Origin of the sequence: Caulobacter sp. CCNWLW153, assembly GCF_036889365.1 — a bacterium.
GTDB classification, from domain to species: domain Bacteria; phylum Pseudomonadota; class Alphaproteobacteria; order Caulobacterales; family Caulobacteraceae; genus Caulobacter; species Caulobacter radicis.
Map to the genome: position 1 here is coordinate 1 of NZ_JBAKFV010000017.1, position 24,367 is coordinate 24,367.

Sequence of the window (24,367 nt, forward strand, 5' to 3'; positions counted from 1 at the left end):
GGTGCGGCGGGCGCTCTACACCTACTCGCGGGGCGGGGGGGGGGGGGGGGGGGGCGGGGGGGGGGGGGGGGGGCCCCCCCCCCCCCGCCGCTCAGAAGCCGGCCGGCCCATCCCGCCCACCCGCTCGGCCGCCAGCGTCCACACGCCCAGCGCCACCTCGTCCGGATCCCGCAGAAACTCGCCGGCGGCGATGCGCATGACTTCGATCCCCTGCGACGCCAGCCAAGCGTCCCTGCGCGCGTCATGCCTCGCCTGGTCGGCCGTGTCATGTCCCGCGCCGTCGATCTCCACCGCCAATCGCGCCGCCGAGCAGTAGAAGTCGAGGATATAGGCGCCGACCGGATGCTGTCGGCGGAAGGTCGGGCCGCCTTCCCGACGGCCGCGTAGCCTTTGCCAGAGCATGGTCTCGGGCAGGGTCATCTCGCGGCGCAGGCGGCGGGCGCGTTTCAGTGTCAGGACCGGTGAGCGCATGTGCGGCGGTCGCCCCCTCCACCCCTTCGGGGTCCCCCTCCCCCGCGCGCGGGGGAGGAGAAGAAATTCACTTCGGCAGGAAGGCCAGGCTGTAGGCCTGCTTGTAGTCCATGGTCTTGGGATAGACGCCCTGGTCGGCGGCCACCGCGAAGAACTCGGCCCAGCGCGCGTCGGTCATGGCGCCGACGCCGTCCTTGGGCACGATGCCATAGGACCGCATCTTGTCCCGGGCCTGGTCGAGCAGGTCCTGGGTCATTTCGGGGTTGTCCTTGAGGATCAGGGCGTCGCCGGGCTTCGCATCGCCGTAGAGATAGCTCTTCCAGCCGGCGGCGATGGCGTCGCTGATCGCCTGCACCTGGGCGGGCTTCTGCGCGATCATCTGGTCGGTGACCAGGGCGAACGACGCGTAGGCCGGATAGCCGTCGTCGGCCAGCAGGAACACCGCCGGCTTCTCCCCGCCCGCCTTCTCGATCAGGTAGGGCTCCGACGTCGCATAGCCCTGCTGGATCAGGCTCTTGTCGGCCAGGAACGGGGCGACCGAGTAGTTGTATTTCCGCACCTGGGCGTCGGTGAAGCCGTGCTTGGCCTTCAGCCACACCCAGAACGCCGTCACCGAGGCGTCCGACAGCAGGATCGGCTTGCCCTTCATGTCGGCGATGCTGGCGACGCCCGCTCCGGGGTGGGCGATCAGCACCTGCGGGTCCTTGTCCATGTAGGCGGCGACGGCTTTGACCGGCACGCCTTCCTTGGCGAGATTCAGCACGATGAAGCTGTTGGAGCCGACGCCGATGTCTACCGCGCCGGTGGCCAGCAGCTGGGGTACGTTCACGCCCGGCCCGCCCTGGACGATGCTGACGTCGAGGCCGCGCCTGGTGAATTCGCCCGTCGCCACGGCCTGGTAGTAGCCGCCCAGCTCGGCCTGCCCGCGCCAGTCAGTGGCCAGCTTCAGCTTGGTCAGGCCCGGGGCGGCGTCCTTCTTGGCCGGCGAACAGGCGGCCGCCAGCAGGGCCAGTCCCGATGCGGTCACGGCGCGGCGCGAGAAAGTCATGGCGGATCCCCCGGATGATGCGGCGCGGAGGTTAGCGGGGGCGATCCCATAGGCAAAGCCTTTGCCCATAATCTCCCGTCATTCCCGCCCTTGTGGCGGGAACCCCTCTGTCAGCCGCAAGGGCGAGTGGGGCGACGTGCTCGGCACGTCGCTGGCGTCTCACGTGCGAGCGGAACCAGGGGTTCCCGCCACAAGGGCGGGAATGACGGGAACAAAAGGCAATGATGAGAACAAAATAAGAATCTAAGGTTGTGGCGCTCGTTCGCGGAGCCGACGCCATGGACCTGAACACCGCCTGGATCGCCGTCTACATCATGAGCGACGGCTACCGCCGTACGCTCTACGTCGGTGTCACCGCGCAGTTCCAAACCCGGATCGTCCAGCATCGCGAAGGCGTCGGTTCGGCCTTCACCCGCAAGTACGGACTGATCCGCCTCGTCTGGTACGAGGTTCATACGATCATGACCGAGGCCATCCAGCGCGAAACCTCCATCAAGCGCTGGCCGCGCCAGTGGAAGATCAACCTGATCGAGCGCGACAATCCGCGATGGGACGATCTGTACGCGGCGGTCTTCGAGTGGACGCCTGTTCCGCGACAGGTGTGACGGCCGTCCCCCCAATCTCCCGTCATTCCCGCCCTTGTGGCGGGAATGACGGGAGGAGGGGTCCTACCCCCCCGCCTCCAGCCACCGCCCGACCTTGGCGTACAGCACCTCGCGCTGCACGGGCTTGGCGATGTGGTCGACCATGCCGGCGGCGAAGCAGCGTTCCACCTGCTGGGGCAGGGCGTCGGCGCTCATGGCGATGATCGGCACGCGGCCGGCCGCGCCTTCCAGGCTTCGGATGGCCCGGGTGGCGGCCAGGCCGTCCATCTCGGGCATGTGGATGTCCATCAGGATGATGTCGAAGTGGCCGCGCGCGGCCGCCGCCAGGGCCTGGCGGCCGTTCTCGGCGGTCTCGACGTGGCAGCCGGCCAGGCGCAGCAAACCAACCCCGATCTCGCGGTTCATCGGGTGGTCGTCGACCAGCAGGATGCGGGCGGCCTTGGGGTCGCGGGCGACCTCTCGCACCGGCGCGGCCAGCGGCTCGGCCTCGGCGGCCGGCAGCTCGAACCAGAAGCACGAGCCGTGTCCGGGCGCGCTGTCGGCCCCGATCCGCCCGCCCATCAGCTCGACCAGCGACTTGCTGATCGCCAGGCCAAGGCCCGCGCCGCCATAGGCCCGGGTGGCGCCGCTGTCGAGCTGCACGAAGCGCTGGAAGAGGCGCGCCTGGTCTTCGATCGGCACGCCCACCCCGGTGTCGGCGACCTCGAAGCGCAGGCGGTCCTCGACATCGCCGGGCTCGACGATCAGGCGGGCGACGATCTTGCCGCGCTCGGTGAACTTCACGGCGTTGTTGAGCAGGTTCAGCAGCACCTGGCGCAGGCGCAGGGCGTCCAGGTCGTGCAGGCCGCCGACCGGGTCGATGACGTCGATCTCGATCGACAGGTGCTTGGCTTCGGCTTCCGGGCGGACGATGCCGATCGCGTCGTGCAGCACCGCCTCGGCCGAGGCCGGCTGCATCAGCAGTTCGACCTGGCCGGAATCCACCCGCGAGACGTCGAGGATGTCGCTGACCACGGTCAGCAGGGCCGCGCCGGCGGTGTCGATCATGCCCACCTGCCGATGGGCGTCGGCGGGCAGGTCGCCTCGGCTGGCCAGGAGCTGGGCGAAGCCGAGGATGCTGTTCAGCGGCGTGCGGATCTCGTGGCTCATGGTGGCCAGGAATTCGGTCTTGGCCTCGGCCGCGGCCAGCGCCCGGGCGCGCGCCGCGCGGGTCAGCTGCTCGCGCCGCACCAGCAGGCGCCGCAGCCGCTCCTGCTGGGCCAGCGCCAGGCCCGCGGCCAGGGCGGTGACGAACACCACGGTGACGAAGCACTGGATCAGCCGGGTCATCTGGGCCGGGTTCCACGGCGCCAGGAGCTGGCCGAGGAAGATGTTCCACACCCCCAGCGGCAGCGACACCGCGGCGATGGTCAGGGCGGCTTCCGCCGCCCCGCGCGGGCCCAGGCGGAAGGCGCAGAGGATGGCGGCGGGGAACAGCACGAAGGGCAGGGGCGCGCGGGTGTCGTGAAACACCGCCGCCGTCAGCACCGCCATCAGCACGAACAGGCCCAGCCGCTCGCCCAGGGAGCGGTGGAAGGTGCGCTTGTGCTCGGCGTCGATCAGCACCAGCACGGCTGGCACGATCAGCGCCATGCCCAGCGCGCCGCTGACGAACCAGTCGCGCCACAGGGCCATGAACGGCGCGCCGTCCAGCAGGGCCAGCAGGGCGGCGGCGATCGCGGCGGTCACGGCCACCACCGGCGCGAGCACCGTCACCAGCAGGGCCAGGTGGCGCATGGTCCGCACGCGCGGCGGCCCGCCGAAGGCCCGCCGCACGGCCTCGCGCGCGCCCCAGGCCTCGACCAGGCCGACGGCGGTGAACACCAGGGCCCGCTCAAGGCTGTCGCCGAAGGCCAGGCACAGGGTGAAATGGATGACGCCGACGACGATCGTCAGGACCAGGCGGCGCGGCGGGCCCAGCGCCATCAGGCCCACGGCCAGCAGGGCGGTGCCGGGCCACAGGGCGGCCACCCCGGTCGGGCCGCGCGTCAGGCCGTCGCTGAACAGCTGGGTGACGGCGAACGCAGCCGCAAGAACGAGCAGCAGCGCCGTCTGGCGGCCGGTCTCCTGTAGGGCGGCGCTTCGCGTCATTCTTGACCCCGTTTCCCCCGGTTTCTACGCCGAACAACGGTTTCAGTTTCGGGACCAATGCCTTCTGTGACGCTTTGCCGCAATGGCTTTTGATAGTGTCGACTATCCGACGAAGGGGACGGTTTCCTTATCTGGCCTGGGCTTGCGGGCCGTCGCGGGGTGAAAAGGTGATTTCACCAAAGGGCCTCAGGATCCCTTCTTGGCGGGCGCCGGCGTCGGCTTGGCCGCCGGGGGGCGGCCAGTGACCTTGCGGATGGTGTCGGTCACCACGCCGACCGCCGCCGACGCCCCGCCTTCGGAAGCCTCGGCCCCCTCGGCCACCGCGTCCTCGATCTTGGGCGGATAGGCCCTTTCCTTGCAGATCTTGGTCAGGTCCGCGTCGTTCAGGGCCAGGCAATCGGCCACCGCCTTCTCCAGCTGAACCTTGTCGCCGTCGCGCTGGTAGATCGTGATCTTGGACGGCAGGAAGCGCCCGAGCAGGCCTGTCTCCTTGGCGCCTTCGTCCAGCACCTTGATGGCGCCGGCCTTGTCGGGCTTGCTCATGTAGCGCTCGGCGATCACCAGGTAGAGATCGACGTCCTTGGGACGCGAGAGCAGCACCTTGCGGAAGTGGCCGATGGCCACGTCGGGCCGGTTCTCGGCGCTGGCCACGCGGCCGGCCAGGTCCTGCACCTCGGGGGAGTCCTTGATCGGCGAGGCCAGGGCCTTGTCGATCTCGGCCCGGGCGCCGGCGACGTCGCCCTTGGCCAGCTTGGCCAGCGCCTCCTCGCGCGCCTTCGAGGCCTCCCACACGTCGCGATAGGCCGCGAAATCGAAGATCTTCTTGGGGTCGCCCCTGAAGGGCCCGGGCTTGGGCGCGGCGGGTTGGGCCGCCGCCCCGCCCTTGCCCTTTCCCTTGCCCTTCCCCTTGGCTGGGGCGGCCGGCTTGGGCGGCGTCTTCTCCGGGGGCGGGGGCGCTACGACGGGCGGGGGCGGAGCGGCTTCGGCGGCGGGCGCCCTGTGATAGCGCGCGAAATAGTCCTTCATCAGCTGCTGGCGCTGGTCGACATTGTCGTAGAGGGCCACGCCCTCGAGGCGGCGTCGTTCGTCGTACTTGCGCATCAGGAAGGCGCTGATGTTCAGCGCGGCCAGCCAGCCCAGCTCCTTCATCGCCTTGTCGGAATCCTCTGAGGCCAGGGCGAACGGCGCGAGCAGGCCGATCGCCTTGGCGGCGTCGGCGATCTGCTTTTCGGAGGCCTTGGACAGCTCGGCCTGGCGCTGGATCTGTCTCTTGGTGACCTCGCGGATGAACTCCAGCGAGCGCGCGCCCTGGGCGATGTCGACGGCCTTGCCGGTGCGGGCCTGGAAGCCCATCGCCAGGTCCACCGCCAGCATGTCGGCGTCGCGCTCGGTCTCCTTGCGGAACGGCGGGTACAGCGCGCGCCGGGTCTCGGTCTCGATGACCATGCCGGCCAGATGGGCGCCGACCATCACGCCCTGCGCCTTGCGCATCTCGGCCTGCTTTTCGGCGTAGCTCGCCTTCTTGTCCTGGGCCATCCCCTTGGCCAGCAGGTAGACCGTTCCGGCCGTGCTGATGGCCTGCTTCAGGTCCTTGTAGCTCTGTTCCTCGGCGGTCATCGCCTGGGGGTGGCGCATCAGCAGGTGGCCATATTCGTGGGCCAGGATGAACAGCAGCATCTGCTGGGCTTCGGTATCGTCCTGGGCGTTCAGCGCGAACAGGAAGTCCCACAGGCCGCTGGTCATGTAGATCTTGTTGTCGATGGCGACGGCGTTGGGCACCGGATCCGACAGGATGATGAGCTGGGCGGGCTGGGTGCGACGCGGGCCGGCGGCGATCAGCTGGTCCACCAGCGTGGCCTGGACCTGGCGGGTCATGGGCCAGATGACCCGGACGGGTCCGTCGCTGGCCATGGCCGACAGCAGGCCCGCGGCCGACTCGGCCGGGGCGTTCTGGTCGATGGGCGGATAGGTCGGGTCGTCGAAGCGCCTGACCACCTGCACGTCGGGCGTCTTCAGCTTGGCGAAGGGATTGGGTATCGAAATGCCCGGGCCCTTGCCCTTGCCGTCCTTCTTGCCGGTCTTCGGCTTGCCCTTGCCGGTCGTCTCCGGCTCGGGCGCCTCGGGTTCCTGGTCCAGCAGCTGGATGGCCGGCTTGGCGGGCGGCTTGGCCGCGCCGGGGGCGGGCTTGGTCGCGGACGCGGGCGGCTTGCCCTGGGCCAGGGCGGCGCCGGGGGCGGCCAGGCTGAGGCCGGCCAGGACAAGCAGCGCCGTCCGTCGCGCCGAGGTCACCGGCATTTCGGCTCCTCCTTCGGGCATACAGGCCAGGGGGCCACGCCGGGAACGCTGAGGTGCTGGGTTCCGCCCGCCGAGGGGCATATGCAGCCTATGCTGGGCAGCTCCGGCGGGTTGATCGTCGTGCGCCGCACCAGGCGCAGGCCCGCCCCCGTGCGCAGGGTCAGGAACTTGGGATCGAGGCACTCGTAGGCGACCAGGGTCGCGGGAAGCTGCGCCCGCGGCAGGTCTTCGGCGTAGACCTTCTTGCTGTCGTATAGCTCGATAGGCCGCGCCGGCAGCGCGGTCGTCTGCAGGCGCACCTTGAAGCAGTCGGCCAGGGCCGGATCGTCCTGGGGCCGGGCCAGACCCGCGCCGCCGCCGCCCGCCAGGGGCAAGCCCAAGGTCAGGGCCAGGGCCAGCGCCGCCGCGCCGGCGATCTTCAGGGCCGGCCTCATCGCGCCGCCCTCCGCGCCGTCAGCCGCAGTCGAAGCGACCGCGTGCGCCTGAAGGTTCGGATCTGGTCGGAAATCAACATGGCCCCCGCTCCCGTGACCATTGCGCCAAGAAGAATGAACATCGGCCAGTTCAGCGCCACCGAGGTCGCCACCCCGGTCAGGCCGACGATGGCCAGGATCACCAGCCGGTCGCGCCAGCGCAGCCCGCGTTCGGGCGGGGTGCGTCGCCAGCGCCGCCAGGCGAAGACCAGGCACACCCCGAAGGCCAGCAGCACCCCCTGCATGGCGTCGGCCCAGGTCAGGCCCATCGCCAGCGGCCGCGGATAGAGGGTCGGCCGGTCCTTGGTCTGGATCAGATTGTCCAGCGCCATGGCGTGGACCGTGACGCCGGGCGTTTGGCCGAACAGGGGCGTGGGCCGGAAGTCTGCCAGATAGCGCAGGTCGACGCCGACCAGCACGATGCGGTCCCTCAGGAAGTCCTTGGCCTGCGGGTTGAGGCCGTTGATCAGCCAGTGCGCCGGTATGGTGTCGGCGTAGCTGCAGCGCCGGTCGAACGGGTCGTCGTCGTCCGGATACCGCGCGGCGAAAGCCGAGCGCTTGGTGACTTCCAGGAAGCTGACCAGGCGCTGGGCCATGTCGCCGCCCTGGCAGGCCCGGCCCCGCCCGGCGTTCGGCGCGTAGGGGGCCATGGCCTCGGACATGCCGAACCCCCAGTCGATGGCCATGACGCGGTCGTCGGGCTTGGTCGGCGGCGTCTGGCCTTTCAGCACGGCGTAGAGCGTCGGCGCGACCGCGGGCCGGGGCGGCTGCCCCTTGGCGAGCGGGGCCGACAGCGGGTAGCCGAAGATGCGCTCTTCCTCGAAGGCGACCGGCAGCTGGGGAAGGTCGCGCAGCGGCGCCAGGCCGGGGTCGGGCCCGACCGCGCCGATGAACAGCGGGACCCCGTCGCGCGGTATCCGCTTCAGCCGGCGGGCGAAGTCCTCGATCTCGCGCTTGCGGGCCGCCTTGCAGTCTTCGATGTCGGCGCAGAAGGGCGCCAGCTGCGGGTGGTCGAAATGATAGTCGAGGAAGATCGCCTTGGGCTTGGCCGTGGCGATCTCCTGCAGCAGGTCGGCGGTGTCGGAATAGGGCGGCGGCCAGTGCGGGCTTTCCAGCAGCCGCATGGTCTCGGCGTTGATCAGGACGACGGTGATCTGGCTTTGGCCGGTCCGGTTGAGCCCGCCGTAGAACGGGCCCGTGATGATGCCGGCGGCCTGCTCGGACACCGCGTCGGAGCGGTCGTTGATCTTGAAGCTGTCGAAGGCGTTGATCGACAGGGCCAGCAGCGCGGTCAGCACCGCGCCCGTGGTCGGGGCATGCACCCAGGCCAGCCGCCACGCGTGCGTCGCCAGTCGCCACAGCGCGGCCAGGCCCCGCCCGGAGCCGGCCAGCGTGGCGATCGCCGCGCGTTTCAAACCCTTGAGCAGCACCCGCGCGAACGTGCGCACGCGATCCTGCAATCGCCCCCTTAGCGCCATTCGGCACCCCCCGTCCGGCAGACTAGGGGGCGAGGTTTTTCATATCAAGCTGAGATAGAGCTTGCGTGCATATGTACGCTTAAGGCGAGAGTTTTTCTCTCACGCCGCTTCCGTCTCCACCCCGATCCACCGGTTCAGCGCGGCGATCAGCACGTCGCGCTGGATGGGCTTGGCCACGTGGTCGACCATGCCGGCCTGGCGGCAGCGCTCGATCTGCTGGGGCATGACGTCGGCCGACAGGGCGATGATCGGCGCGCGCGAGGCGGGGCCGGGCAGGGCCTTGATGGCGCGGGCGGCGGCCAAGCCGTCCATGCGCGGCATGTGGATGTCCATCAGGATGATGTCGAAGTCGCCGGCGGCGGCGGCGCGCACGGCCTCGTCGCCGTCCTCGGCGGTTTCGACCGCGCAGCCGGCCAGGGTCAGCATGGCCGCGCCCAGCTCGCGGTTCATCGGGTGGTCGTCGACCAGCAGCACGCGGGCGGCGGCCTCCTGCTCGGGGGCGGGGCCGTCGGCGGCGCAGACCGGCTCGGCCGGGGTGGTGAACCAGAAGGTCGCGCCCTGGCCCGGCGCGCTGACCACGCCGATCTCGCCGCCCATGCGGGTGACCAGGGTCCTGCTGATCGCCAGGCCCAGCCCGGCACCCCCGAACGCCCGGCTGATCGAGTTGTCGGCCTGGGAAAAGCGCTGGAACAGCCGTCCCTGCACCTCGGGCGCGATGCCGATGCCGGTGTCGGCCACCGTGAAGCGCAGGCGCTCGGGCCCGCCGGGATAGGTGGTCTCCAGGCTCACGCTGGCCCGCACCGAACCGCTCGACGTGAACTTCACGGCGTTGTTGAGCAGGTTCAGCAGCACCTGGCGCAGGCGGGCCGGGTCCAGGGCGTAGTCGAAGCCGTCCGGCAGGTCGGCCTCGACCGCCAGCGACAGGCCCTTGGCCTGGGCGTCCAGCGCGATGATCGAGGCGGCGTCGGCCAGCAGGGCGGCCGGATCGACGGCCTCGGGCCGCAGCTCCACGCGCCCGGCCTCCAGCCGCGAGAAATCCAGAATGTCGTCGACGATGGTGGCCAGCGAGCCGCCGGCCTGGGCGATCAGCTCCAGCTTGCGGCGGCCGGCCGGGGTCAGGCCGTCCTCGGTCTCGGCCAGCAGGTTCGCAAAGCCCAGCACGCTGTTGAGCGGCGTGCGGATCTCGTGGCTCATCGTCGCCAGGAAGTCGGTGCGGGCCCGTCCCGCGGCCTGGGCGCGGGCGCGGGCGGCGCGGGCGGCGGCGCTGCGGCGGGCCATCAGCCCTTTCAGCCGCTGCTCCTTGTAGAGCGACAGGGCCGCGGCCAGGCAGGTGAAGAAGATGGTGGTCACGAAGGCCTGGACCATGCGGATGCGCTCGATCTCGGCCCAGCGCGGGGCCAGCCGCGCCACGCCCTCGCCGGCCACGGTCATCGGGGCGGTGATGGCGATGACGATCACCGCGCTCCAGGCCGCGCCGCGCGGACCCAGCTGGAAGGCCGCCAGCATGGCCGCCGGAAAGATCAGGAACGGCATCGGCGTGGACGGCTTGAGGAAGGCGAAGGCCGTGGCCGCCGCCACCATGGCGTAGAGACCGACCTGCGCCGCCGCCGGGCGGCGGAAGGCCTCCTCGTTGGTCGGGTCGAGGATCACCAGGGTCGCGGGCAGGGCGATCACCATGCCCATGCTGTTGCAGGCCGCCCAGGCGGTGAAGAACGGCCACAGGTCCGCGCCGGCCGCCGGGGCCGCGACGCTGGAGCCCAGGGCGGCGATGGTCACGGTGATCGGCAGCATGGCCGCCACCAGCACCAGGGCGTGGCGCACGCTGCGGATCGACGGGCGCGGGCCGCGTAAGCGCCGGGTCAGGGCCGCGGCGGCCAGGCTCTCGGCCATGTCGCAGGCGGTGTAGACGACGATGACGAACCACGGATCGCCGGCCAGGGCGTGGACCGCCAGGTTGGTGAGAAGGGCGACGCCCAGCAGCAGTCGCCGGCCCAGCCCGTCCATGCGCAGCAGGCCGGCCGCCAGGATGGCGTTCATCGGCCACAGCGACGGCATGCCGTTGGAATCGCGGGTCAGGAGATCGCTGAACAGGAACGAGCCGACATAGGCGCAGATCAGCGCCGCCAGCAGTCCCCAGCGGACGCCGGCCCAATCGGGGCTGGCGTCGGGGGCGCCCGAGGGGCCGTCCCGTCTGTCGACTCGTGCGTTCAAGGCCCCTCTTCCCCCATCCGGCGGCTCGCGCGACCGGAAACCTCACCCATCACGCCCGGACCGAAAAAGGGTTAAGGCGAGACGCTTTTTCCGTGTGCGGCGCCGCCATGCGACGTTCGGTCGCGCTGCGGCGGGTCGCTCAACGCCCGCGACACCGCCGCCAGCAGTTCGTCGCGGCGGATCGGCTTGGCCACGTGGCCGTCCATCCCCGCCGCCCGGCAGCGGGCCACCTGCTCGGGCAGCACGTCGGCGCTGAGCGCCAGGATCGGCGTGTCGGCCATCGGCCCGTCGAGGGCGCGGATGGCGCGGGCGGCGGCCAGGCCGTCCATGCCCGGCATGTGCACGTCCATCAGGATCAGGTCGAAGCCGCCGGTGCGGGCGGCCTCCACGGCCTGGAAGCCGTCCTCGGCGGTGAACACCTGGCAGCCGGCCAGGGTCAGCAAGGCGTCGCCCAGCTCGCGGTTCATCGGGTGGTCGTCGACCAGCAGCACCCGGGCGGCGGCGCGCTCGGGGCCCGCCGCCTCGACGGGGGCGGGGGCGGCCGCCGGCTCGGCCTCCAGGGCGATGTGGAACATCGCGCCCAGGCCCAGGGCGCTCTCGACCCAGATGGTCCCGCCCATCTGGCCGACCAGCGCCTTGCTGATCGCCAGGCCCAGGCCCGTGCCGCCATAGGCGCGGCTGATCGAGCTGTCGGCCTGGCTGAACCGTTGAAAGAGCCGCGCCTGCACCTCGGGCGCGATGCCGATGCCGGTGTCGGCCACGCAGAAGCGCAGCAGGCCGGGATCGGGGCCGACCGACAGGCGCGCGGTGACGCCGCCGGCCGTCGTGAACTTCACGGCGTTGTTGAGCAGGTTCAGCAGCACCTGGCGCAGGCGCGTCTCGTCCAGGGAAAACAGCGCCTCGGGGTCCTGGTCGCCACGCCCCTCGACCTCGACGGTCACGGTCAGGCCCTTGGCCTGCGCCTCGGGGGCGATGATGGCGGCGGCGTCGCGCAGCAGGGCGGCGGGAGAGGACGGGGTCAGGACAAGCTCCAGGCGGCCGGCCTCGACCTTGGCGAAGTCGAGCAGGTCGCTGACGATCTCGGCCAGCGAGCGGCCGGCGCGGCCCACCAGATCGAGGCGGCGGCGGTTTTCGGGGGAAAGCTCGGCGTCCTCGGCCACCAGGGCGGCGAAGCCGAGGATGCTGTTGAGCGGGGTGCGGATCTCGTGGCTGATCGTCGCCAGGAAGTCGGACTTGGCGGCGTTGGCGGCCTGGGCCCGGCCTTGCGCGGCGCGGGCGGCCGCCTGGCGGCGCACCAGGAGGGCCGACAGCCGCGCCTGGCGGCTCAGCGCCAGGGCCGCGGCCATGCTCACCGCATAGAGCACGATGTGGAACAGCAGCAGGTGGCGCATCGGCTCGGCGGCGGCCTTGGGGTCAAGGCCCACGATCGACAGCACGGCGGGAATGGCGAAGGCCAGGGCCGCCATCACCGACAGCGCCGCCGCCCGCGGGCCGCCGCGGAACGCCGCCAGCAGCACCGGCGCGAACACCAGCACCCTCATCTGCGGCGGGCCGGTGAACACGGTCCACGACACCGCGGCGATCACCACCAGGCCGGCGGCCGGCTCCAGCCAGCCGCGCACCGGGAAGGCCTCGGCGTGGCGGCGGTCCAGCAGGATCAGGATGGTCGGCAGGGCGATGGCCACGCCCAGCACGTTGCTGGTGGTCCAGCCGCTCCAGCCGGTCCAGAAGTCGCCGCCCTCGGCCAGCGAGGCCACGCCGTTGACGGCGATCGAGGTCGCCGCCGTGAACACCGCCGACACCGCCGTCAGCACCAGCAGGCCGCGCATGTTGCGCACCTTGCCGGGCAGCCGCAGCAGGCGCAGGGCGAAGGCCGTGGAGGCGATCTGCACGCCGTCGAGGATGGTCACGGCCAGGGCGAAGGCGCTGCTGTTGCTGGTGGCCAGGCTCAGCAGCAGGTGCAGCACGCTGGTCACCGCCAGCAGCATCGCGCCGCGCTGGCGGTCAAGGGTCATCAGGCCGGCGATGATGACGGCGTTGGCCGTCCAGATGGTGGCGATTTCCTGCGCCGCCCCGGTCAGGAACAGGCTGTAGGCCATCGACGCCACATAGGCGACCGTCAGCCCCGCCGGCCGCCGCCAGCGACGCCACAGCGCCGCGCGATCGCTCGCGATGTCGGAACCGCCGAGACCCAAGTCCACAAACCCCCAGGCTCCCGACCCAAGGCGGCCGGCAGCTGTCGGGTTCCACCATGACCACGAAACGTCGGTTTTTGGTTAAGTGGGCTGTCGGGCGTCGGGGGTGTCTTCTGGTCGAGAAGTGTTAAGTCGTCGCGCCCTAGGTGTGGGGCGCGGGCGTCGGCGGGCGTCGCCCGGCCACGAGAGCGCCGCAGATTGACAAGTCAGCCATCCTCGCTCCTGAAGAAGCTCGCGCCGTATCTCGGCGGGGCGACCGTCTTCACCCTGTTCATGTGGCTGGCGATCCCTGAGCCGTTCGGAAGCCTGGGCGGCAACCTCTTCGCGGGCTGCCTGGAGGCCTGGTTCCTCACCTTCGTGATCGACCGGGTGCTGGCGACGGTCGAGGAAGAGCGCCTGCTACCCGCGCGCAAGGCCATGCTGAGGGAAGCGGACTGGATCCGCCTGGACGTGGCGACGTTTCTCAACGACGTCATCGAGACCTATGTGCGGGAAGATGAGCTTCCCATCGTCGCGCGCGTCCTGGAGGGCGCGTCGGTGGGCGAGTTGGGCGTGGTTTGCTCCCGCTTCAGGATGGCGGACGAGAAGCGGGCCGGAGAGGGACGCCCCGGTGGCGCGAACCTGCCCTGGCGTGACGTGGTCGACCGAAATCTGCGCCCGACCTCGGTGAAACTCGGCCGCTTCATCGATCGGTATTCCGCCCTCGCCCCGCCCGAACTGGTCGAGGCCGCGCAGGAACTGGAGAACTCGATCCTCTTCAGCGATTTCTTCGACGGGCAGGCCAATCCCTATGGCTGGACCCATCAGGGCTGGGCGCATGTCCTCGCCGTTTCCTCGGCGTTCGGAGGGGCCATCCGCCAGGTCGCCGACGAGATCGGCGGCAAGATCGAGGTTTACGAGGTTCCCTCCGAGAGTCTTTTGACGCCCGGCCTGATCGCCATGAAGCGCGAACTCGAGGCCAGGCGCGGGGCGACCGGTTCCGGCGGCGATCGGCGCGAAGGCGCGGTTACGGCTTCGCCCGCCCCTTGAGCCCCGCCGCCTGCCATGCTCTCTTCCGGCTAATTGTCTGACAAATAGCCTTGGGGTGGAGCATGGCGGGGAACGGCATGAGCAGCGGGATGAGCACCCGCCGGGGCTTCCTGCTCGCCTCCACCGCGCTGGCCTTCGCCGGCGGGGCCGCCGTCGCCGCGCCGATCGCCGTGGATCCCGCCCGCGTCGTCGCCCGGCCGGTGGCCGCGCGCCACGTGGCGCTGACGCCGTCGATCTTCAGCCGGGCTCAGGACGCCAACCGCGCCTATCTCGTCTCGCTGTCGCCCGACCGGCTGCTGCACAACTTCCACAAGGGCGCGGGCCTGCCGGTCAAGGCGCCGGTCTATGGCGGCTGGGAGGCCCAGAGCATCGCCGGCCACACCCTGGGCCACTGGCTGACGGCGTGCTCGCTGCAGGTGGCCCACACGGGCGATCCGGAGCTGCGCGCGCGCCTGGCCTATGCGGTGGGCGAGCTGGCCCGCGTGCAGGCGGCCCACGGCGACGGCTATGTCGGCGGGACCACCCGCTGGGGCCAGGACGATCCGGCCGGCGGCAAGCAGGTGTTCGAGGAACTGCGCCGGGGCGACATCCGGTCCTCGCGCTTCAGCCTCAACGACGGCTGGGTGCCGGTCTACACCTGGCACAAGGTGCATGCCGGCCTGCTGGACGCCCACGACCTGGCGGCGACGCCGGGCGCGCTGGACGTCGCCGTCGGCCTGGCCGGCTATTTCGCCGGGGTGATCGACGGCCTCTCCGACGAGCAGGTGCAGAAGATCCTGGCTGCCGAGCATGGCGGCATCAACGAGGCCTACGCCCAGACCTACGCCCTGACCGGCGACGCGCGCTGGCTGAAGGTCGCCCGCCGCCTGCGCCACAAGGCCGTGCTCGATCCGATCGCGGGCGAGCGCGACGAGCTGGCCGGCCTGCACGCCAACACCCAGATCCCCAAGGTCATCGGCCTGGCGCGGCTGCATGAGGTCGCCGGCGACGATCCCGGCGAGGCGGTCGCCGCGCGGTTCTTCCACCAGGCCGTGACCCGCGACCACAGCTACGTCATCGGCGGCAATTCCGACCGCGAGCACTTCGGCAAGCCGCGCCAGATCGCCCGCCACATGGCCGAGACCACCTGCGAGGCCTGCAACAGCTACAACATGCTGAAGCTGACCCGCCACCTGTGGAGCTGGAAGCCCGACGGCGCCTTGTTCGACTATTACGAGCGCGCCCAGCTGAACCACATCATGGCCCACCAGCGGCCCAGCGACGGCCGCTTCGTCTATTTCATGCCGATGGCCGCGGGCGGAAGGCGCAGCTATTCCACCTACGAGGACAGCTTCTGGTGCTGCGTGGGCTCAGGCATGGAGAGCCACGCCAAGCACGCCGACAGCATCTGGTGGAAGGGCGGCGACGGCGCGCTTTATCTCAACCTGTTCATACCCTCGAAGCTCGACCTGCCGGACGGCGACTTCGCCGTCGACCTGGCCACCACCTATCCCGACCACGGCGATGTCGAGCTGACCGTCACGCGGGCGCCCAAGGGCGAGCGCGAGATCGCCCTGCGCCTGCCGGCCTGGTGCGCCGCGCCGGTCTTGAAGCTCAACGGCCAGGCGACGGCCATCAAGACCCGGGGCGACGGCTATGCGCGGCTGTCGCGGCGCTGGAAGGCCGGCGACCGCATTCGGCTGTGGCTGCCGATGACCGTCCGGGCCGAGCCGACGCCCGACGATCCCAACCTGGCGGCCTTCGTCTCCGGGCCGCTGGTGCTGGCCGCCGACATGGGGCCGGCCGAGCGGCCGTTCGACCAGCCCGTGCCGGCCCTGCTGGGCGAGGGCGATCCGGCGGCGGCGCTGCGCCGGGCCGGCGTCCATCCGCATGTCTTCGAAGCCCCGACGGCCCAGGGCGGACGGGTCAGGCTGTCGCCGTTCTACAACGCCTACGACCGGCGCACGGCCGTCTACCTGCCGGCCTTCACCAAGGCCCGCTGGGCGGCGGAGGGGCAGGCCTTCCTGGCGGCCGAGCGGGCGCGGATCGACACCGTCGCCCGCACCGTCGACACCGTCTATCTGGGCGAGCAGCAGCCCGAGGTCGACCACAGGGTCGCGGCCGGAAGCGGCGAGATCATCCAGCTGAACGGCCGCAGCGGCCGCAAGCTGAACCCCGGCGGCGGCTGGCTGGAGGCCACCCTGGCCCGCCGCGCCGGCCCGCTGACCCTGCAACTGGTCCACTGGGGCGCCGACGCCGGACAATCGGCCAGGGTGCTGGCCGACGGCGCCGAGATCGGAACCTTCGCCACCCCGGCCGACAAGCGCGACGGCTTCTTCGCCGTCGACCTGCCCCTGCCGGCGGGCGCGACGCCGGCCCGCTTGCGCATCGAGGCGGGCGACAAGCCGGTGGTGATCTACGAGTTGCGGGTGATGGAGGGGCGGGGCGCGAGCGCGGCCTGATCGGCGCGCCCTTCGGTTGCAAAGCCCGGCCGACCCGCATAGCAAGGTTTGGCCGTCGTCGCGCGATATCCGTTCCCGGGGAGCCTCGCGTCGCCGACGCCGGCGACCAGGCAGGGGAAGGGGCGCGGGTGATGACCAACATCGTTCTGTTGACGACGGCCTGGGGGCGCAAGCACGGCGGCGTCAACGCCTTCAACGAGGACCTCTGCGTCGCCCTGGCCGCGCGCCTGGGCCGCGGCGGAAACGTCTACTGCGCGGTGGTCGGGCCCACGGGACAGGAGATCGCCGACGCCGCCAGCCGCGGGGTCACGCTGATCCCGATCAGCAAGAGCAAGGCGGGCGAGTTCGACGAGACCTGGGCGCACTACGTCCTCAGCTGGATGAAGGCGGAGCGTCCGGGCCAGGAGATCGACTGGTGGGTCGGCCACGACGTGGTCTCGGGCGAGGCCGCCCTGTACGGCGCCGGCGTCCAGGGGCGCGCCGCCCTGATCCACCACATGAACTACCACGCCTACCAGGTCTTCAAGACCGACGACGCCAACGCGGCCATAGCCAAGTACGATCGGCAGAAGGCCCTGTTCGGCAAGAACGCGGATGCCCTGTTCGCGGTCGGCCCGCGGCTGTGGGAGAGCTGCCGCGAGCTTTCCGGCCGGGACGTGGTTCAGCTGATCCCCGGTTTTCCCGAAGGCCTGCCGTCGGAACGGTCGTCGGACAGCCTGCTGAAGGCGATCACCTTCGGTCGCCTCGATCCCTCCAGTGATCGGATCAAGCAGGGGCGGTTGGCGGCGGCCGCCTTCGGCGAGGCGGTCAGGCGGGTGCGGCTCGGCGGGCGCGAGGACGCCAAGAAGGCGGTCCTGTACGCCGTGGGCGCCGCGACGCCGGGGCTCCCCAAGGCCGAGGACCCCGCGGAGATCGCCGAGGAGGCGGCGAACGAGCGCCTGGCTGTCTACACCCTCAGCTACGAGGAGGACGCCGACAAGCTGTTCAGGCGCCTGTCGGAATGCAACCTGGCCATGATGCTGTCGCTGCACGAAGGCTTCGGCCTGGTGGGGTGGGAGGCGATCGCCGCCGAGGCGCCGCTGATCCTCAGCCGCGAAAGCGGCCTCTACGACCTGATCCAGAGCGTCGGGCCGGCCAAGGGCTGCGTCCATGACGTCCTGATCCGCGGCGACAACGGCGCGACCGCCTACCGGTCGGACGACGTCGACGCCGTCGCCTCGGCCGTCGTCAAGGTCTGGAGCAACCTGCGCGCGGCCAAGGACCATGCGCGAGACCTCAAGCGGATCCTGATCGAGAAGTTCGGCTGCCGTTGGGAGGGCACAGCCACGACCTTCCTGGCGGGGCTGGGCGTCGACGTCCCGCCGCCCGGCGGTGGCGAGGGGGAAACCCAGGGCGGTATTCCGCGGCGGGTCTTCACGCGCAACGAACCGACCAACAGCGTGCCCCGCTGCGCCGAACTGACCGTCGACACGACCCAGGGTAGCAGCGCCGAGGCGTTCGACCTGGTGCCCGAGCTGCGCTTTGGACGGTGGGGCTTCGACGTCGACGACCTGCGCGTCACCTACGGCCTGCGCGAAGCCAGCCTGACGCTCTCGCTGGCGGGCTGCGCCATCGCCGGCGCGCGCCTCGGCGACAGCGCGGCCAGTTCGTCCTCCGTCGCGGCCACCGGCGACAATCGCTGGATCATCATGGGCCCGACCGAGAACGACATCCTGCTGCGCAAGGCCCTGGGCAACGAGGCGTTGTGCGCGATCCGCTGCGACGGCGAGGTCGCCCATGTCGAGCTGAACCTGACCTGCGCCAAGGCCGACGTCGTCTATACCTTCGAGGCGGCGAAGGCCGAGGCCCTGTCGGTGACCAGCGAGCGGATCCTGGGAATCTTCCTCGACAAGTGCCTTGGCCGGGCGAACCACGCCACCGGCGACGTCAGCCTCAGCCGGGTGGTCCTGGCGATCGGAGCGGCGCAATGATCCTGACCGACGAACAGAAGGGCGTCGTGCGGGCGCTGCGGGAGGCTTCGGCTTCGGACTTCGCGACCCTCGTGGCGCTGGCCGGCCTCGACCCCAGCCGCGACTTCCGCCACGCCAACCTGCGGGGCGTGGATTTCGGCGCCGCCGACCTGGCCGGCTTCGACTTCACCGGCGCCGACCTGACGGGCGCCGACATGAGCCGGGCCAGCAAGGCGGGGGCGGTGTTCGGCGATGCGCCAGTCGACGAAGACGTGGCGGAGGATCCGTTCACCAGCCTGCGCCTCTATCAGCGCCAAGCCGTCGAAGCCGTCATGGCCCGACTGCGCGAGGGCACCGACCGGGCGGCCGTGTCGATGCCGATGGGGACTGGAAAGAGCGCGGTCGTGCTCGAACTGGCGCGGCTGCTGGCCAGCGAGCCGGAGCACGGTGTGCTCGTCGTGGCTCCCAATCGGTTGCTCGTCGATCAGTTGACCATGCGGTTCGAGGAGCTCGGCCATTTTCGCGCGTCCGGCCACAAGGTCAGGTTCTGCACGGTCTCCAAGCTTCGGGCGTTCGACAGCGACGAGCTGGGTGCGTTCACCCATGTGATCTACATGGACGTCGAGCCGGGCAAGCACGAGCCCGCCGGGGTCATGTCCAAGCGGATCGTGGTCTATACCTGGACGGCGGTGAACTGGGGGATGACGCCCGAGTTCGTCAACAGCGTGGTCTTCGTCTACGAACTGCCCACGGCCATCGAGGATGGCTATCTGGCCCCGATCGAGCGCGGGCGCGAACTGCTCGCCGTGCCTAGCGCGGATTGGCCGGACATGCTCGCCACGTGCCTGAAGCGCTTCTTCCTGAGCATCGTCCATGACGGCGCCACCCTGGGCAAGTCGGTGATCCTCTGTGACGAGCACGTACCGCCTGAGGACGTCGTCTCCCTTTGCGACCTCGTGCTGGACGACCTGGAGCTGCAGGATCTCGTCCAGGTCAGCGCCACGCCCTTCGCGCCGGGGGAAGTGGTCCATCGGCCAGAGCACCTGGTCGTTCGGGTCTATCCGTGGAGGCGGCTGACAGCGCACGCCATGTTCGGCGTCGTGAACGTCGCGGTGCTGAGCGCGCGGGCGCCCGGCCTGCTCAGCCGCGACTGGAGCGTTCCGATGCGTATTACGGGCCGCCGGGGAACGGCCCGGGTGTACGACTATACCGGGGCGCTGTCCGACTAGTCCCTATCCCCCACACCCCGGATCCGGCCGTTCCCGCCCGTCCGGGCAGGCGTAGAAGCCTTCGTCCTGGCCGGGCAGGGTGATCCCCTCGTCGGCCAGGTCGAGGAACCAGCGGCCGTCGCGGAACGGGGCGATGCCGGTGGCGACCAGTTCCTTCGTCAGGGCCGGTTCGAGGAACGGGAAGGCGGCCCGCATGCGCGGATCGTTGGTCCAGGCCGGGGCGTCCACCAGGCGGTAGGCGAAGTTCAGGGTCTTGCCGTTCTCGCCGACCAGCCAGGCGCGAGTGATCTTCCGCCGCGCGTAGCAGAGCTCGATGCTGGAGGGCAGCGCGGGGTTGGGCGTGCGTACGCGGAACCAGTGGGCGGCCTTGCGGGCCGGCGCCAGCCGCACCTCGCCGGCCGGGGCGCCGGCGACCTCTTCCAGCAGGCCGGCCTCGACCAGGGCGCGGACGGTGTCGAGCCTGGCCGTGCGGTCGCTGATCTCGATCGGCGAGACGCCGGTCAGCACCGCGGCGCACTGGCCCAGCGGCAGCCCCTGGGCCCGGGCGTCGAAGAAGGTCTGGATCTCGGCCACGGCCTGGCCGCTGTCGATCGAGCGGCGGGCCTGCTCCTCGGGGCTGGGCGCGCAGGCCGCCAGCAGCAGCGCCAGCAGCAGGGCCCGCGCCACGCCGCGTCCGGGTTCTCTCCTGGCTTTCATCCACGCCTCGCGCACCTTCGGTCCGGCGGAAACGGTCGAGCACGGGCGAGGTTGCCGGCGGCTCAGCCGGCGAAGGTCTCCAGCGTCGCGGCCAGGCTGGCCAGGTTGGCGCTGTTGGCGGCCATGGCCTCGGCGATGTCGGGACGCTCGGGGATCACCGCCACCACCCCGCCGCCGGCGGCGCGCAGGGTGAAGCCGTCGCGCTGGAGCTTCAGCAGGTGGCGGCGGGTGGTCTCGATCGGCAGGCCCATCGAGCGGGCGATCGCCGTCAGCCGCACGGGGCGCTCTCCGGAGGCGTCCTGCGGCGCGTGGGCCGACAGTCGCAGCGCGGTCAGGAACACCAGGCCGCGCATGATGTCGCCGTCGAACACCGAAGACAGCAGCCCCGCGCTGCGCAGCACGTAGTCGGCGCCGACGTCGAGGTGATGGCGGGCGAGCGTCGATCGGACGTCATTGGGCATGGGGCTCCTCCTGCGGGCGAGGTCCCACGCCGCGCGGCCGGCGGCCTTGATCCGGATCAAGGCGCGACCGGCGATCTTCGGGCAGGAGCGGCGCCCAGTTCCAGGAGTCCTCCGCGATGTCGCCCGCCGGCCCCTCCGATCCTCAAGGTCCCGCGGGGCCCGACGTGCCGGCCTTCACCGGCGAGGACATCGTGCGCCTGTTCGCCGCCACCTACCTGCCGCTGTGCCGCTCGCTCGAGGCGGCCGGCGCCCTCGACCCCGCCGCCCTGGCCCGCGACATCCGCGCCCGCCTCGACCCCGAGCCCGGCGAGCCCTGGGAGATCCTGGCCGCCGCCCTGTGCAAGGTGCTGGGCGAGGCGGGGCGGGAATAGGGGGCTCATGCTCGGTGCGCGATCCTCGTCCTTCGACAAGCTCAGGATGAGGATCATTCAAAGGCCGAGCGGTGGAAAACCTCATCCTGGGCCTGTCGAAGGACAAGGTTTCGTCTCGAATCTCGGATGCCGATACGCCTTGGAAGGCTAGTCCTCGATCGCCTCGATACCCTGCCGCTTCAGCGCCTCCAGGTGCTCGCGCATGGCCGCCAGCTGCTCGGGGGCATGGCCGGTCCAGCCCTCGACCTCGCCGACGATCCGCAGCGGGTCGCGGGTGCGGTACGACCGGGTCGGGTTGCCCGGGAACCTCTTGTCGGTGACGTTGGGATCGTCCTCGAACGGGCCGGTCGGCTCGACGATGTAGATCCGCTCGCGCCCCTCGCCCTGCGCCAGCTCCGCGCCCCAGGTCGCGGCGTCGAGGGTGGCGGCGAAATAGACGAAGGCGGCGGCCTTGCGCGATCCGTAGTTCGAGACCCGGCCGGCCTCGATCAGTTCGCCGATCGCCAGGTCCGCCTTGGTGCCGTGATAGTAGGGGGTGGTCATGGTCGCCTCCGCTCGAGAAGACCCCGCAGACTGCGCATATTTCGCCGCCCGCCAATGCTTGAACGCGAGTTTTTCGAGCCTAGATCTGGATCAGCCGCCCCGCCAGCGCAGGGCCTCGGCCAGTTTCGAGAAGGCCGGCGAGGCGTGCCGGCGGCTCGGATAATAGAGGTGGTAGCCGGAAAACGGCTCGCACCAGTCCTCCAGCACCCGCACCAGATCGCCGCTCGCCAGGTGAGGCGCGGCGACGTCCTGGGGCATGTAGGCCAGGCCCAGACCCTGCAACGCGCCGTCCAGCCGCTGGCGGATGGTGTTGACCACCAGCTGGCCGTCGACCCGCACCTTGACCTCGCGGCCGTCCTTCTCGAACTCCCAGGCAAACAGCCCGCCATAGGTGGGCAGGCGCATGTTGATGCAGTTGTGCTCGGTCAGGTCCTGCGGCGTCAGCGGCTTTGGGCGGGCGGCGAAATAGGCCGGCGAGCCGACCACGGCCATGCGCAGGTCGGGGCCGATGCGCAGGGCGATCATGTCCTTGGCCACCTGCTCGCCCAGCCGCACCCCGGCGTCGAAGCCCTCGGCGACGATGTCCACCAGGCCGTAGTCGACGGTGATCTCGACCCGGATGTCGGGATAGTCGGGCAGCAGGCGTGAGAGGCCCGGTTGCAGGGCCGACTGGGCGGCGTGCTCGCCGGCGGTGATGCGGATCGTGCCCGCCGGCCGCTCGCGCAGGTCGCTGAGCGCGGCCAGCGCCTGTTCGATCTCCTCCAGCCGCGGCGCCAGGGTCGCCAGCAGCCGCTCGCCGGCCTCGGTGGGGGCCACGCTGCGGGTGGTGCGGGCCAGAAGGCGCAGGCCCAGTCGCGCTTCCAGGCCCTTGATGGTCTGGCTCAGCGCCGAGGCCGAGACGCCCAGCTTGGCCCCGGCGCGGGTGAAGCTGCGCTCCTTGGCGACCAGGGCGAAGGCGGCGAGGTCATCGAGACGCTGGGTCATTTGTAAGTCTGACTAAAAACAACATCGCGATTATTGCGCCTAATGATGTGAACCGGCCAGGCCTATCTTGCTTGGCGGGCGAAGGCGTCGGGGGCTCCGCGTTCGCCGCAGCCAGGAGCCCGCCGATGATCCGCATTTCGTCCGACCTCCAGGAGCGGGGCGCATGACCGCCGTCTCGCGCCGCGCGGCGATCGGCGCGCCCGCCGCATTGATGCTGTCGGCCGGCGCCTGCGGGGCCCAACCGATCCGGCTGGCCGGCGGGACCCGCGCCCTGGTCGCCTATTTCAGCCGCTCGGGAAACACTCGGGTGATCGCCGGCCAGCTGCACCGCGAGCTGCCCGCCGACCTGTTCGAGATCCTGCCGGCCCGGCCCTATCCCGAGGACTACGAGCAGACGGTCGCCCAGGCCAGCCGCGAGCGCGAGGCCGGCTTCCGGCCCGACCTTTCGGCCCGGGTTCAGAACCTGTCGGCCTACGACGTCGTGTGGCTGGGCTTTCCGATCTGGGGCCAGAGCGTCCCGCCGCCAGTCCGCGCCTTCCTGGCGGCCCACGACCTTTCCGGCAAGACCGTCCGGCCCTTCGTCACCCACGGCGGCTACGGCCTGGGCGACAGCCTTTCGGTGCTGCGCGCCGACGCGCCCCGGGCCCGCTTCGAGGCGGCCGTCTCGATGGAGGCCGACCAGGAGCGCCGCACCATGAACCAGGTCCGTGAGTGGCTGGCCAAGGCCCGGCCCCGCGCGACCAATCCTTGAGGAGATCCAAGATGCAGAAGCGCAAACTCGGCCAGGGCCTGGAGGTCTCGGCCCTCGGCTACGGCTGCATGGGGCTGAGCGCGGGCTACGGCCCGGCTGCGCCGCGCGACGAGGCCGTGGCGGTGATCCGCGCCGCCTTCGACGCCGGCGTCACCCTGTTCGACACCGCCGAGGTCTATGGACCGTTCGCCAACGAGGCCCTGCTGGGCGTCGCCGTCGCGCCCTTCCGCCACGAGGTGGTGATCGCCACCAAGTTCGGCTTCGACGTCGACATGGAGACCGGCGTGCGCAGCGGCGGGCTCAACAGCCGTCCCGACCACATCAAGGCGGTGGTCGAGGCCCAGCTCAAGCGCCTGCGCACCGACCGCATCGACCTGCTCTACCAGCACCGCGTCGATCCCGACGTGCCGATGGAGGACGTCGCCGGCGCGGTGAAGGACCTGATCGCGGAAGGCAAGGTCGCCCATTTCGGCCTGTCCGAACCCAGCCTGGAGTCGCTGAAGCGGGCCCACGCGGTACAGCCGGTCACCGCGCTTCAGAACGAGTATTCGCTGTGGACCCGCGACGTGGAGGACAACGGCGTCCTGGCCGCGTGCGAGGCGCTGGGCGTCGGCTTCGTGCCGTTCAGCCCCCTGGGCGCCGGCTTCCTGACCGGCAAGATCGATGTGACGACCCCGCTGGCGGCTGGCGATTTCCGCTCGATCTCGCCGCGCTTCACCCAAGAGGCCCGCGCCGCCAACATGGCGCTGGTCGACCTCCTGAAGGCCATCGCCACCGAGAAGGGCGCGACCCCGGCCCAGATCGCCCTGGCCTGGCTGCTGGCCCAGAAGCCGTGGATCGTGCCGATCCCGGGCACCACCAAGCTCCCCCGCCTGGCCGAGAACCTGGGCGCGGCTGACGTGGAACTGAGCGGCGCGGATCTCACCCGCATCGCCGCGGCCGCCGCCCGCATCATCATCCACGGCGCGCGCCTGCCCGAAGATGTCCTCTCCAAGACCAATCGCTGA

At 70.9% G+C, this 24,367-nt stretch carries 20 protein-coding genes and 1 pseudogene; 9 read left to right on the plus strand and 12 right to left on the minus strand.

Annotated elements, in window-relative coordinates; genetic code table 11:
* Positions 1 to 21: 21 nt before the first annotated feature.
* Both V6S85_RS22150 and V6S85_RS22155 read right to left on the minus strand, forming a co-directional pair.
* Complete coding sequence (locus V6S85_RS22150) at positions 22 to 471, minus strand: endonuclease domain-containing protein (RefSeq protein WP_334350266.1); 450 nt, start codon at positions 469 to 471, stop codon at positions 22 to 24.
* A 67-nt stretch (positions 472 to 538) separates the two neighbouring features.
* Positions 539 to 1,519, minus strand: a complete 981-nt coding sequence (locus tag V6S85_RS22155) for an ABC transporter substrate-binding protein (RefSeq protein WP_334350267.1) — start codon at positions 1,517 to 1,519, stop codon at positions 539 to 541.
* 48 nt (positions 1,520 to 1,567) lie between these two features.
* On the opposite strand from V6S85_RS22155, the pseudogene V6S85_RS22160 reads away from it, so the two are divergent.
* Positions 1,568 to 1,730, plus strand: a pseudogene (locus V6S85_RS22160) (hypothetical protein); the annotation flags it as partial.
* Between the two features lie 67 nt (positions 1,731 to 1,797).
* Positions 1,798 to 2,124: a GIY-YIG nuclease family protein gene (locus V6S85_RS22165; protein ID WP_334350268.1), complete on the plus strand. Its 327-nt coding sequence runs from the start codon at positions 1,798 to 1,800 to the stop codon at positions 2,122 to 2,124.
* A 63-nt stretch (positions 2,125 to 2,187) separates the two neighbouring features.
* Here V6S85_RS22165 and V6S85_RS22170 read toward each other — a convergent pair whose 3' ends face one another.
* The 6 genes from V6S85_RS22170 to V6S85_RS22195 form a co-directional block, all read right to left on the minus strand.
* Positions 2,188 to 4,254 carry an ATP-binding protein gene (locus V6S85_RS22170; RefSeq protein WP_334350269.1) on the minus strand — a complete coding sequence of 689 codons (2,067 nt, stop codon included), beginning with the start codon at positions 4,252 to 4,254 and terminating at the stop codon, positions 2,188 to 2,190.
* A gap of 186 nt (positions 4,255 to 4,440) precedes the next feature.
* Positions 4,441 to 6,549, minus strand: coding sequence for a M48 family metalloprotease (locus tag V6S85_RS22175; protein WP_334350270.1), 2,109 nt, complete (start codon positions 6,547 to 6,549; stop codon positions 4,441 to 4,443).
* Positions 6,540 to 6,983 carry a hypothetical protein gene (locus tag V6S85_RS22180; protein ID WP_334350271.1) on the minus strand — a complete coding sequence of 148 codons (444 nt, stop codon included), beginning with the start codon at positions 6,981 to 6,983 and terminating at the stop codon, positions 6,540 to 6,542. Before V6S85_RS22180 ends, V6S85_RS22175 begins: the two co-directional genes overlap by 10 nt.
* Positions 6,980 to 8,470 carry a CHASE2 domain-containing protein gene (locus V6S85_RS22185; protein WP_334350272.1) on the minus strand — a complete coding sequence of 497 codons (1,491 nt, stop codon included), beginning with the start codon at positions 8,468 to 8,470 and terminating at the stop codon, positions 6,980 to 6,982. The genes V6S85_RS22180 and V6S85_RS22185 overlap by 4 nt, the downstream gene beginning before the upstream one ends.
* A gap of 129 nt (positions 8,471 to 8,599) precedes the next feature.
* A complete protein-coding gene (locus V6S85_RS22190) occupies positions 8,600 to 10,711 on the minus strand; it encodes an ATP-binding protein (protein WP_243410613.1) in 2,112 nt (703 codons plus the stop codon).
* A gap of 71 nt (positions 10,712 to 10,782) precedes the next feature.
* The gene (locus V6S85_RS22195; protein ID WP_334350273.1) at positions 10,783 to 12,912 is read right to left on the minus strand and encodes an ATP-binding protein; all 2,130 of its coding nucleotides are present in this window, start codon (positions 12,910 to 12,912) and stop codon (positions 10,783 to 10,785) included.
* A gap of 267 nt (positions 12,913 to 13,179) precedes the next feature.
* Between V6S85_RS22195 and V6S85_RS22200 the strand changes: the two genes are divergently transcribed.
* The 4 genes from V6S85_RS22200 (at position 13,180) to V6S85_RS22215 (ending at position 19,554) form a co-directional block, all read left to right on the plus strand.
* Positions 13,180 to 13,935, plus strand: a complete 756-nt coding sequence (locus V6S85_RS22200; RefSeq protein WP_334350274.1) for a hypothetical protein — start codon at positions 13,180 to 13,182, stop codon at positions 13,933 to 13,935.
* A gap of 77 nt (positions 13,936 to 14,012) precedes the next feature.
* On the plus strand, positions 14,013 to 16,376 hold the full coding sequence (locus V6S85_RS22205; RefSeq protein WP_334350275.1) for a beta-L-arabinofuranosidase domain-containing protein: 2,364 nt from the start codon (positions 14,013 to 14,015) through the stop codon (positions 16,374 to 16,376).
* 131 nt (positions 16,377 to 16,507) lie between these two features.
* A complete protein-coding gene (locus V6S85_RS22210; protein ID WP_334350276.1) occupies positions 16,508 to 18,346 on the plus strand; it encodes a glycosyltransferase in 1,839 nt (612 codons plus the stop codon).
* Positions 18,343 to 19,554: a DEAD/DEAH box helicase family protein gene (locus tag V6S85_RS22215; protein ID WP_334350277.1), complete on the plus strand. Its 1,212-nt coding sequence runs from the start codon at positions 18,343 to 18,345 to the stop codon at positions 19,552 to 19,554. Before V6S85_RS22210 ends, V6S85_RS22215 begins: the two co-directional genes overlap by 4 nt.
* 3 nt (positions 19,555 to 19,557) lie before the next feature.
* Here the strand turns inward: V6S85_RS22215 and V6S85_RS22220 are convergent, their stop codons facing one another.
* Positions 19,558 to 20,250 (minus strand): hypothetical protein, encoded by a 693-nt coding sequence (locus V6S85_RS22220; RefSeq protein ID WP_334350279.1) that lies wholly within the window; start codon positions 20,248 to 20,250, stop codon positions 19,558 to 19,560.
* A 62-nt stretch (positions 20,251 to 20,312) separates the two neighbouring features.
* On the minus strand, positions 20,313 to 20,711 hold the full coding sequence (locus V6S85_RS22225; protein ID WP_334350280.1) for a hypothetical protein: 399 nt from the start codon (positions 20,709 to 20,711) through the stop codon (positions 20,313 to 20,315).
* Between the two features lie 116 nt (positions 20,712 to 20,827).
* Between V6S85_RS22225 and V6S85_RS22230 the strand changes: the two genes are divergently transcribed.
* Positions 20,828 to 21,082, plus strand: a complete 255-nt coding sequence (locus V6S85_RS22230; RefSeq protein ID WP_116568916.1) for a hypothetical protein — start codon at positions 20,828 to 20,830, stop codon at positions 21,080 to 21,082.
* A gap of 147 nt (positions 21,083 to 21,229) precedes the next feature.
* Here V6S85_RS22230 and arr read toward each other — a convergent pair whose 3' ends face one another.
* Positions 21,230 to 21,625: an NAD(+)--rifampin ADP-ribosyltransferase gene (gene arr, locus V6S85_RS22235; RefSeq protein ID WP_334350282.1), complete on the minus strand. Its 396-nt coding sequence runs from the start codon at positions 21,623 to 21,625 to the stop codon at positions 21,230 to 21,232.
* Positions 21,626 to 21,715: 90 nt separating this feature from the next.
* Positions 21,716 to 22,609: a LysR family transcriptional regulator gene (locus V6S85_RS22240; protein ID WP_334350283.1), complete on the minus strand. Its 894-nt coding sequence runs from the start codon at positions 22,607 to 22,609 to the stop codon at positions 21,716 to 21,718.
* A gap of 163 nt (positions 22,610 to 22,772) precedes the next feature.
* Here V6S85_RS22240 and V6S85_RS22245 point away from each other — a divergent pair, with 163 nt between their 5' ends.
* Together V6S85_RS22245 and V6S85_RS22250 are read left to right on the plus strand one after the other, a co-directional pair.
* Entirely contained in the window at positions 22,773 to 23,360 is a 588-nt protein-coding gene (locus V6S85_RS22245) for a flavodoxin (RefSeq protein ID WP_334350284.1), read from the plus strand.
* Between the two features lie 11 nt (positions 23,361 to 23,371).
* Complete coding sequence (locus tag V6S85_RS22250) at positions 23,372 to 24,367, plus strand: aldo/keto reductase (RefSeq protein WP_334350285.1); 996 nt, start codon at positions 23,372 to 23,374, stop codon at positions 24,365 to 24,367.

What these genes read in the sequence shown, in the direction of transcription:
- V6S85_RS22150 (WP_334350266.1), bottom strand. Translation starts at nt 471, where the DNA reads ATGCGCTCACCGGTCCTGACACTGAAACGCGCCCGCCGCCTGCGCCGC.
- V6S85_RS22155 (WP_334350267.1), bottom strand. Translation starts at nt 1,519, where the DNA reads ATGACTTTCTCGCGCCGCGCCGTGACCGCATCGGGACTGGCCCTGCTG.
- V6S85_RS22165 (WP_334350268.1), top strand. Translation starts at nt 1,798, where the DNA reads ATGGACCTGAACACCGCCTGGATCGCCGTCTACATCATGAGCGACGGC.
- V6S85_RS22170 (WP_334350269.1), bottom strand. Translation starts at nt 4,254, where the DNA reads ATGACGCGAAGCGCCGCCCTACAGGAGACCGGCCGCCAGACGGCGCTG.
- V6S85_RS22175 (WP_334350270.1), bottom strand. Translation starts at nt 6,549, where the DNA reads ATGCCGGTGACCTCGGCGCGACGGACGGCGCTGCTTGTCCTGGCCGGC.
- V6S85_RS22180 (WP_334350271.1), bottom strand. Translation starts at nt 6,983, where the DNA reads ATGAGGCCGGCCCTGAAGATCGCCGGCGCGGCGGCGCTGGCCCTGGCC.
- V6S85_RS22200 (WP_334350274.1), top strand. Translation starts at nt 13,180, where the DNA reads ATGTGGCTGGCGATCCCTGAGCCGTTCGGAAGCCTGGGCGGCAACCTC.
- V6S85_RS22205 (WP_334350275.1), top strand. Translation starts at nt 14,013, where the DNA reads ATGAGCAGCGGGATGAGCACCCGCCGGGGCTTCCTGCTCGCCTCCACC.
- V6S85_RS22210 (WP_334350276.1), top strand. Translation starts at nt 16,508, where the DNA reads ATGACCAACATCGTTCTGTTGACGACGGCCTGGGGGCGCAAGCACGGC.
- V6S85_RS22215 (WP_334350277.1), top strand. Translation starts at nt 18,343, where the DNA reads ATGATCCTGACCGACGAACAGAAGGGCGTCGTGCGGGCGCTGCGGGAG.
- V6S85_RS22220 (WP_334350279.1), bottom strand. Translation starts at nt 20,250, where the DNA reads ATGAAAGCCAGGAGAGAACCCGGACGCGGCGTGGCGCGGGCCCTGCTG.
- V6S85_RS22225 (WP_334350280.1), bottom strand. Translation starts at nt 20,711, where the DNA reads ATGCCCAATGACGTCCGATCGACGCTCGCCCGCCATCACCTCGACGTC.
- V6S85_RS22230 (WP_116568916.1), top strand. Translation starts at nt 20,828, where the DNA reads ATGTCGCCCGCCGGCCCCTCCGATCCTCAAGGTCCCGCGGGGCCCGAC.
- arr (WP_334350282.1), bottom strand. Translation starts at nt 21,625, where the DNA reads ATGACCACCCCCTACTATCACGGCACCAAGGCGGACCTGGCGATCGGC.
- V6S85_RS22240 (WP_334350283.1), bottom strand. Translation starts at nt 22,609, where the DNA reads ATGACCCAGCGTCTCGATGACCTCGCCGCCTTCGCCCTGGTCGCCAAG.
- V6S85_RS22245 (WP_334350284.1), top strand. Translation starts at nt 22,773, where the DNA reads ATGACCGCCGTCTCGCGCCGCGCGGCGATCGGCGCGCCCGCCGCATTG.
- V6S85_RS22250 (WP_334350285.1), top strand. Translation starts at nt 23,372, where the DNA reads ATGCAGAAGCGCAAACTCGGCCAGGGCCTGGAGGTCTCGGCCCTCGGC.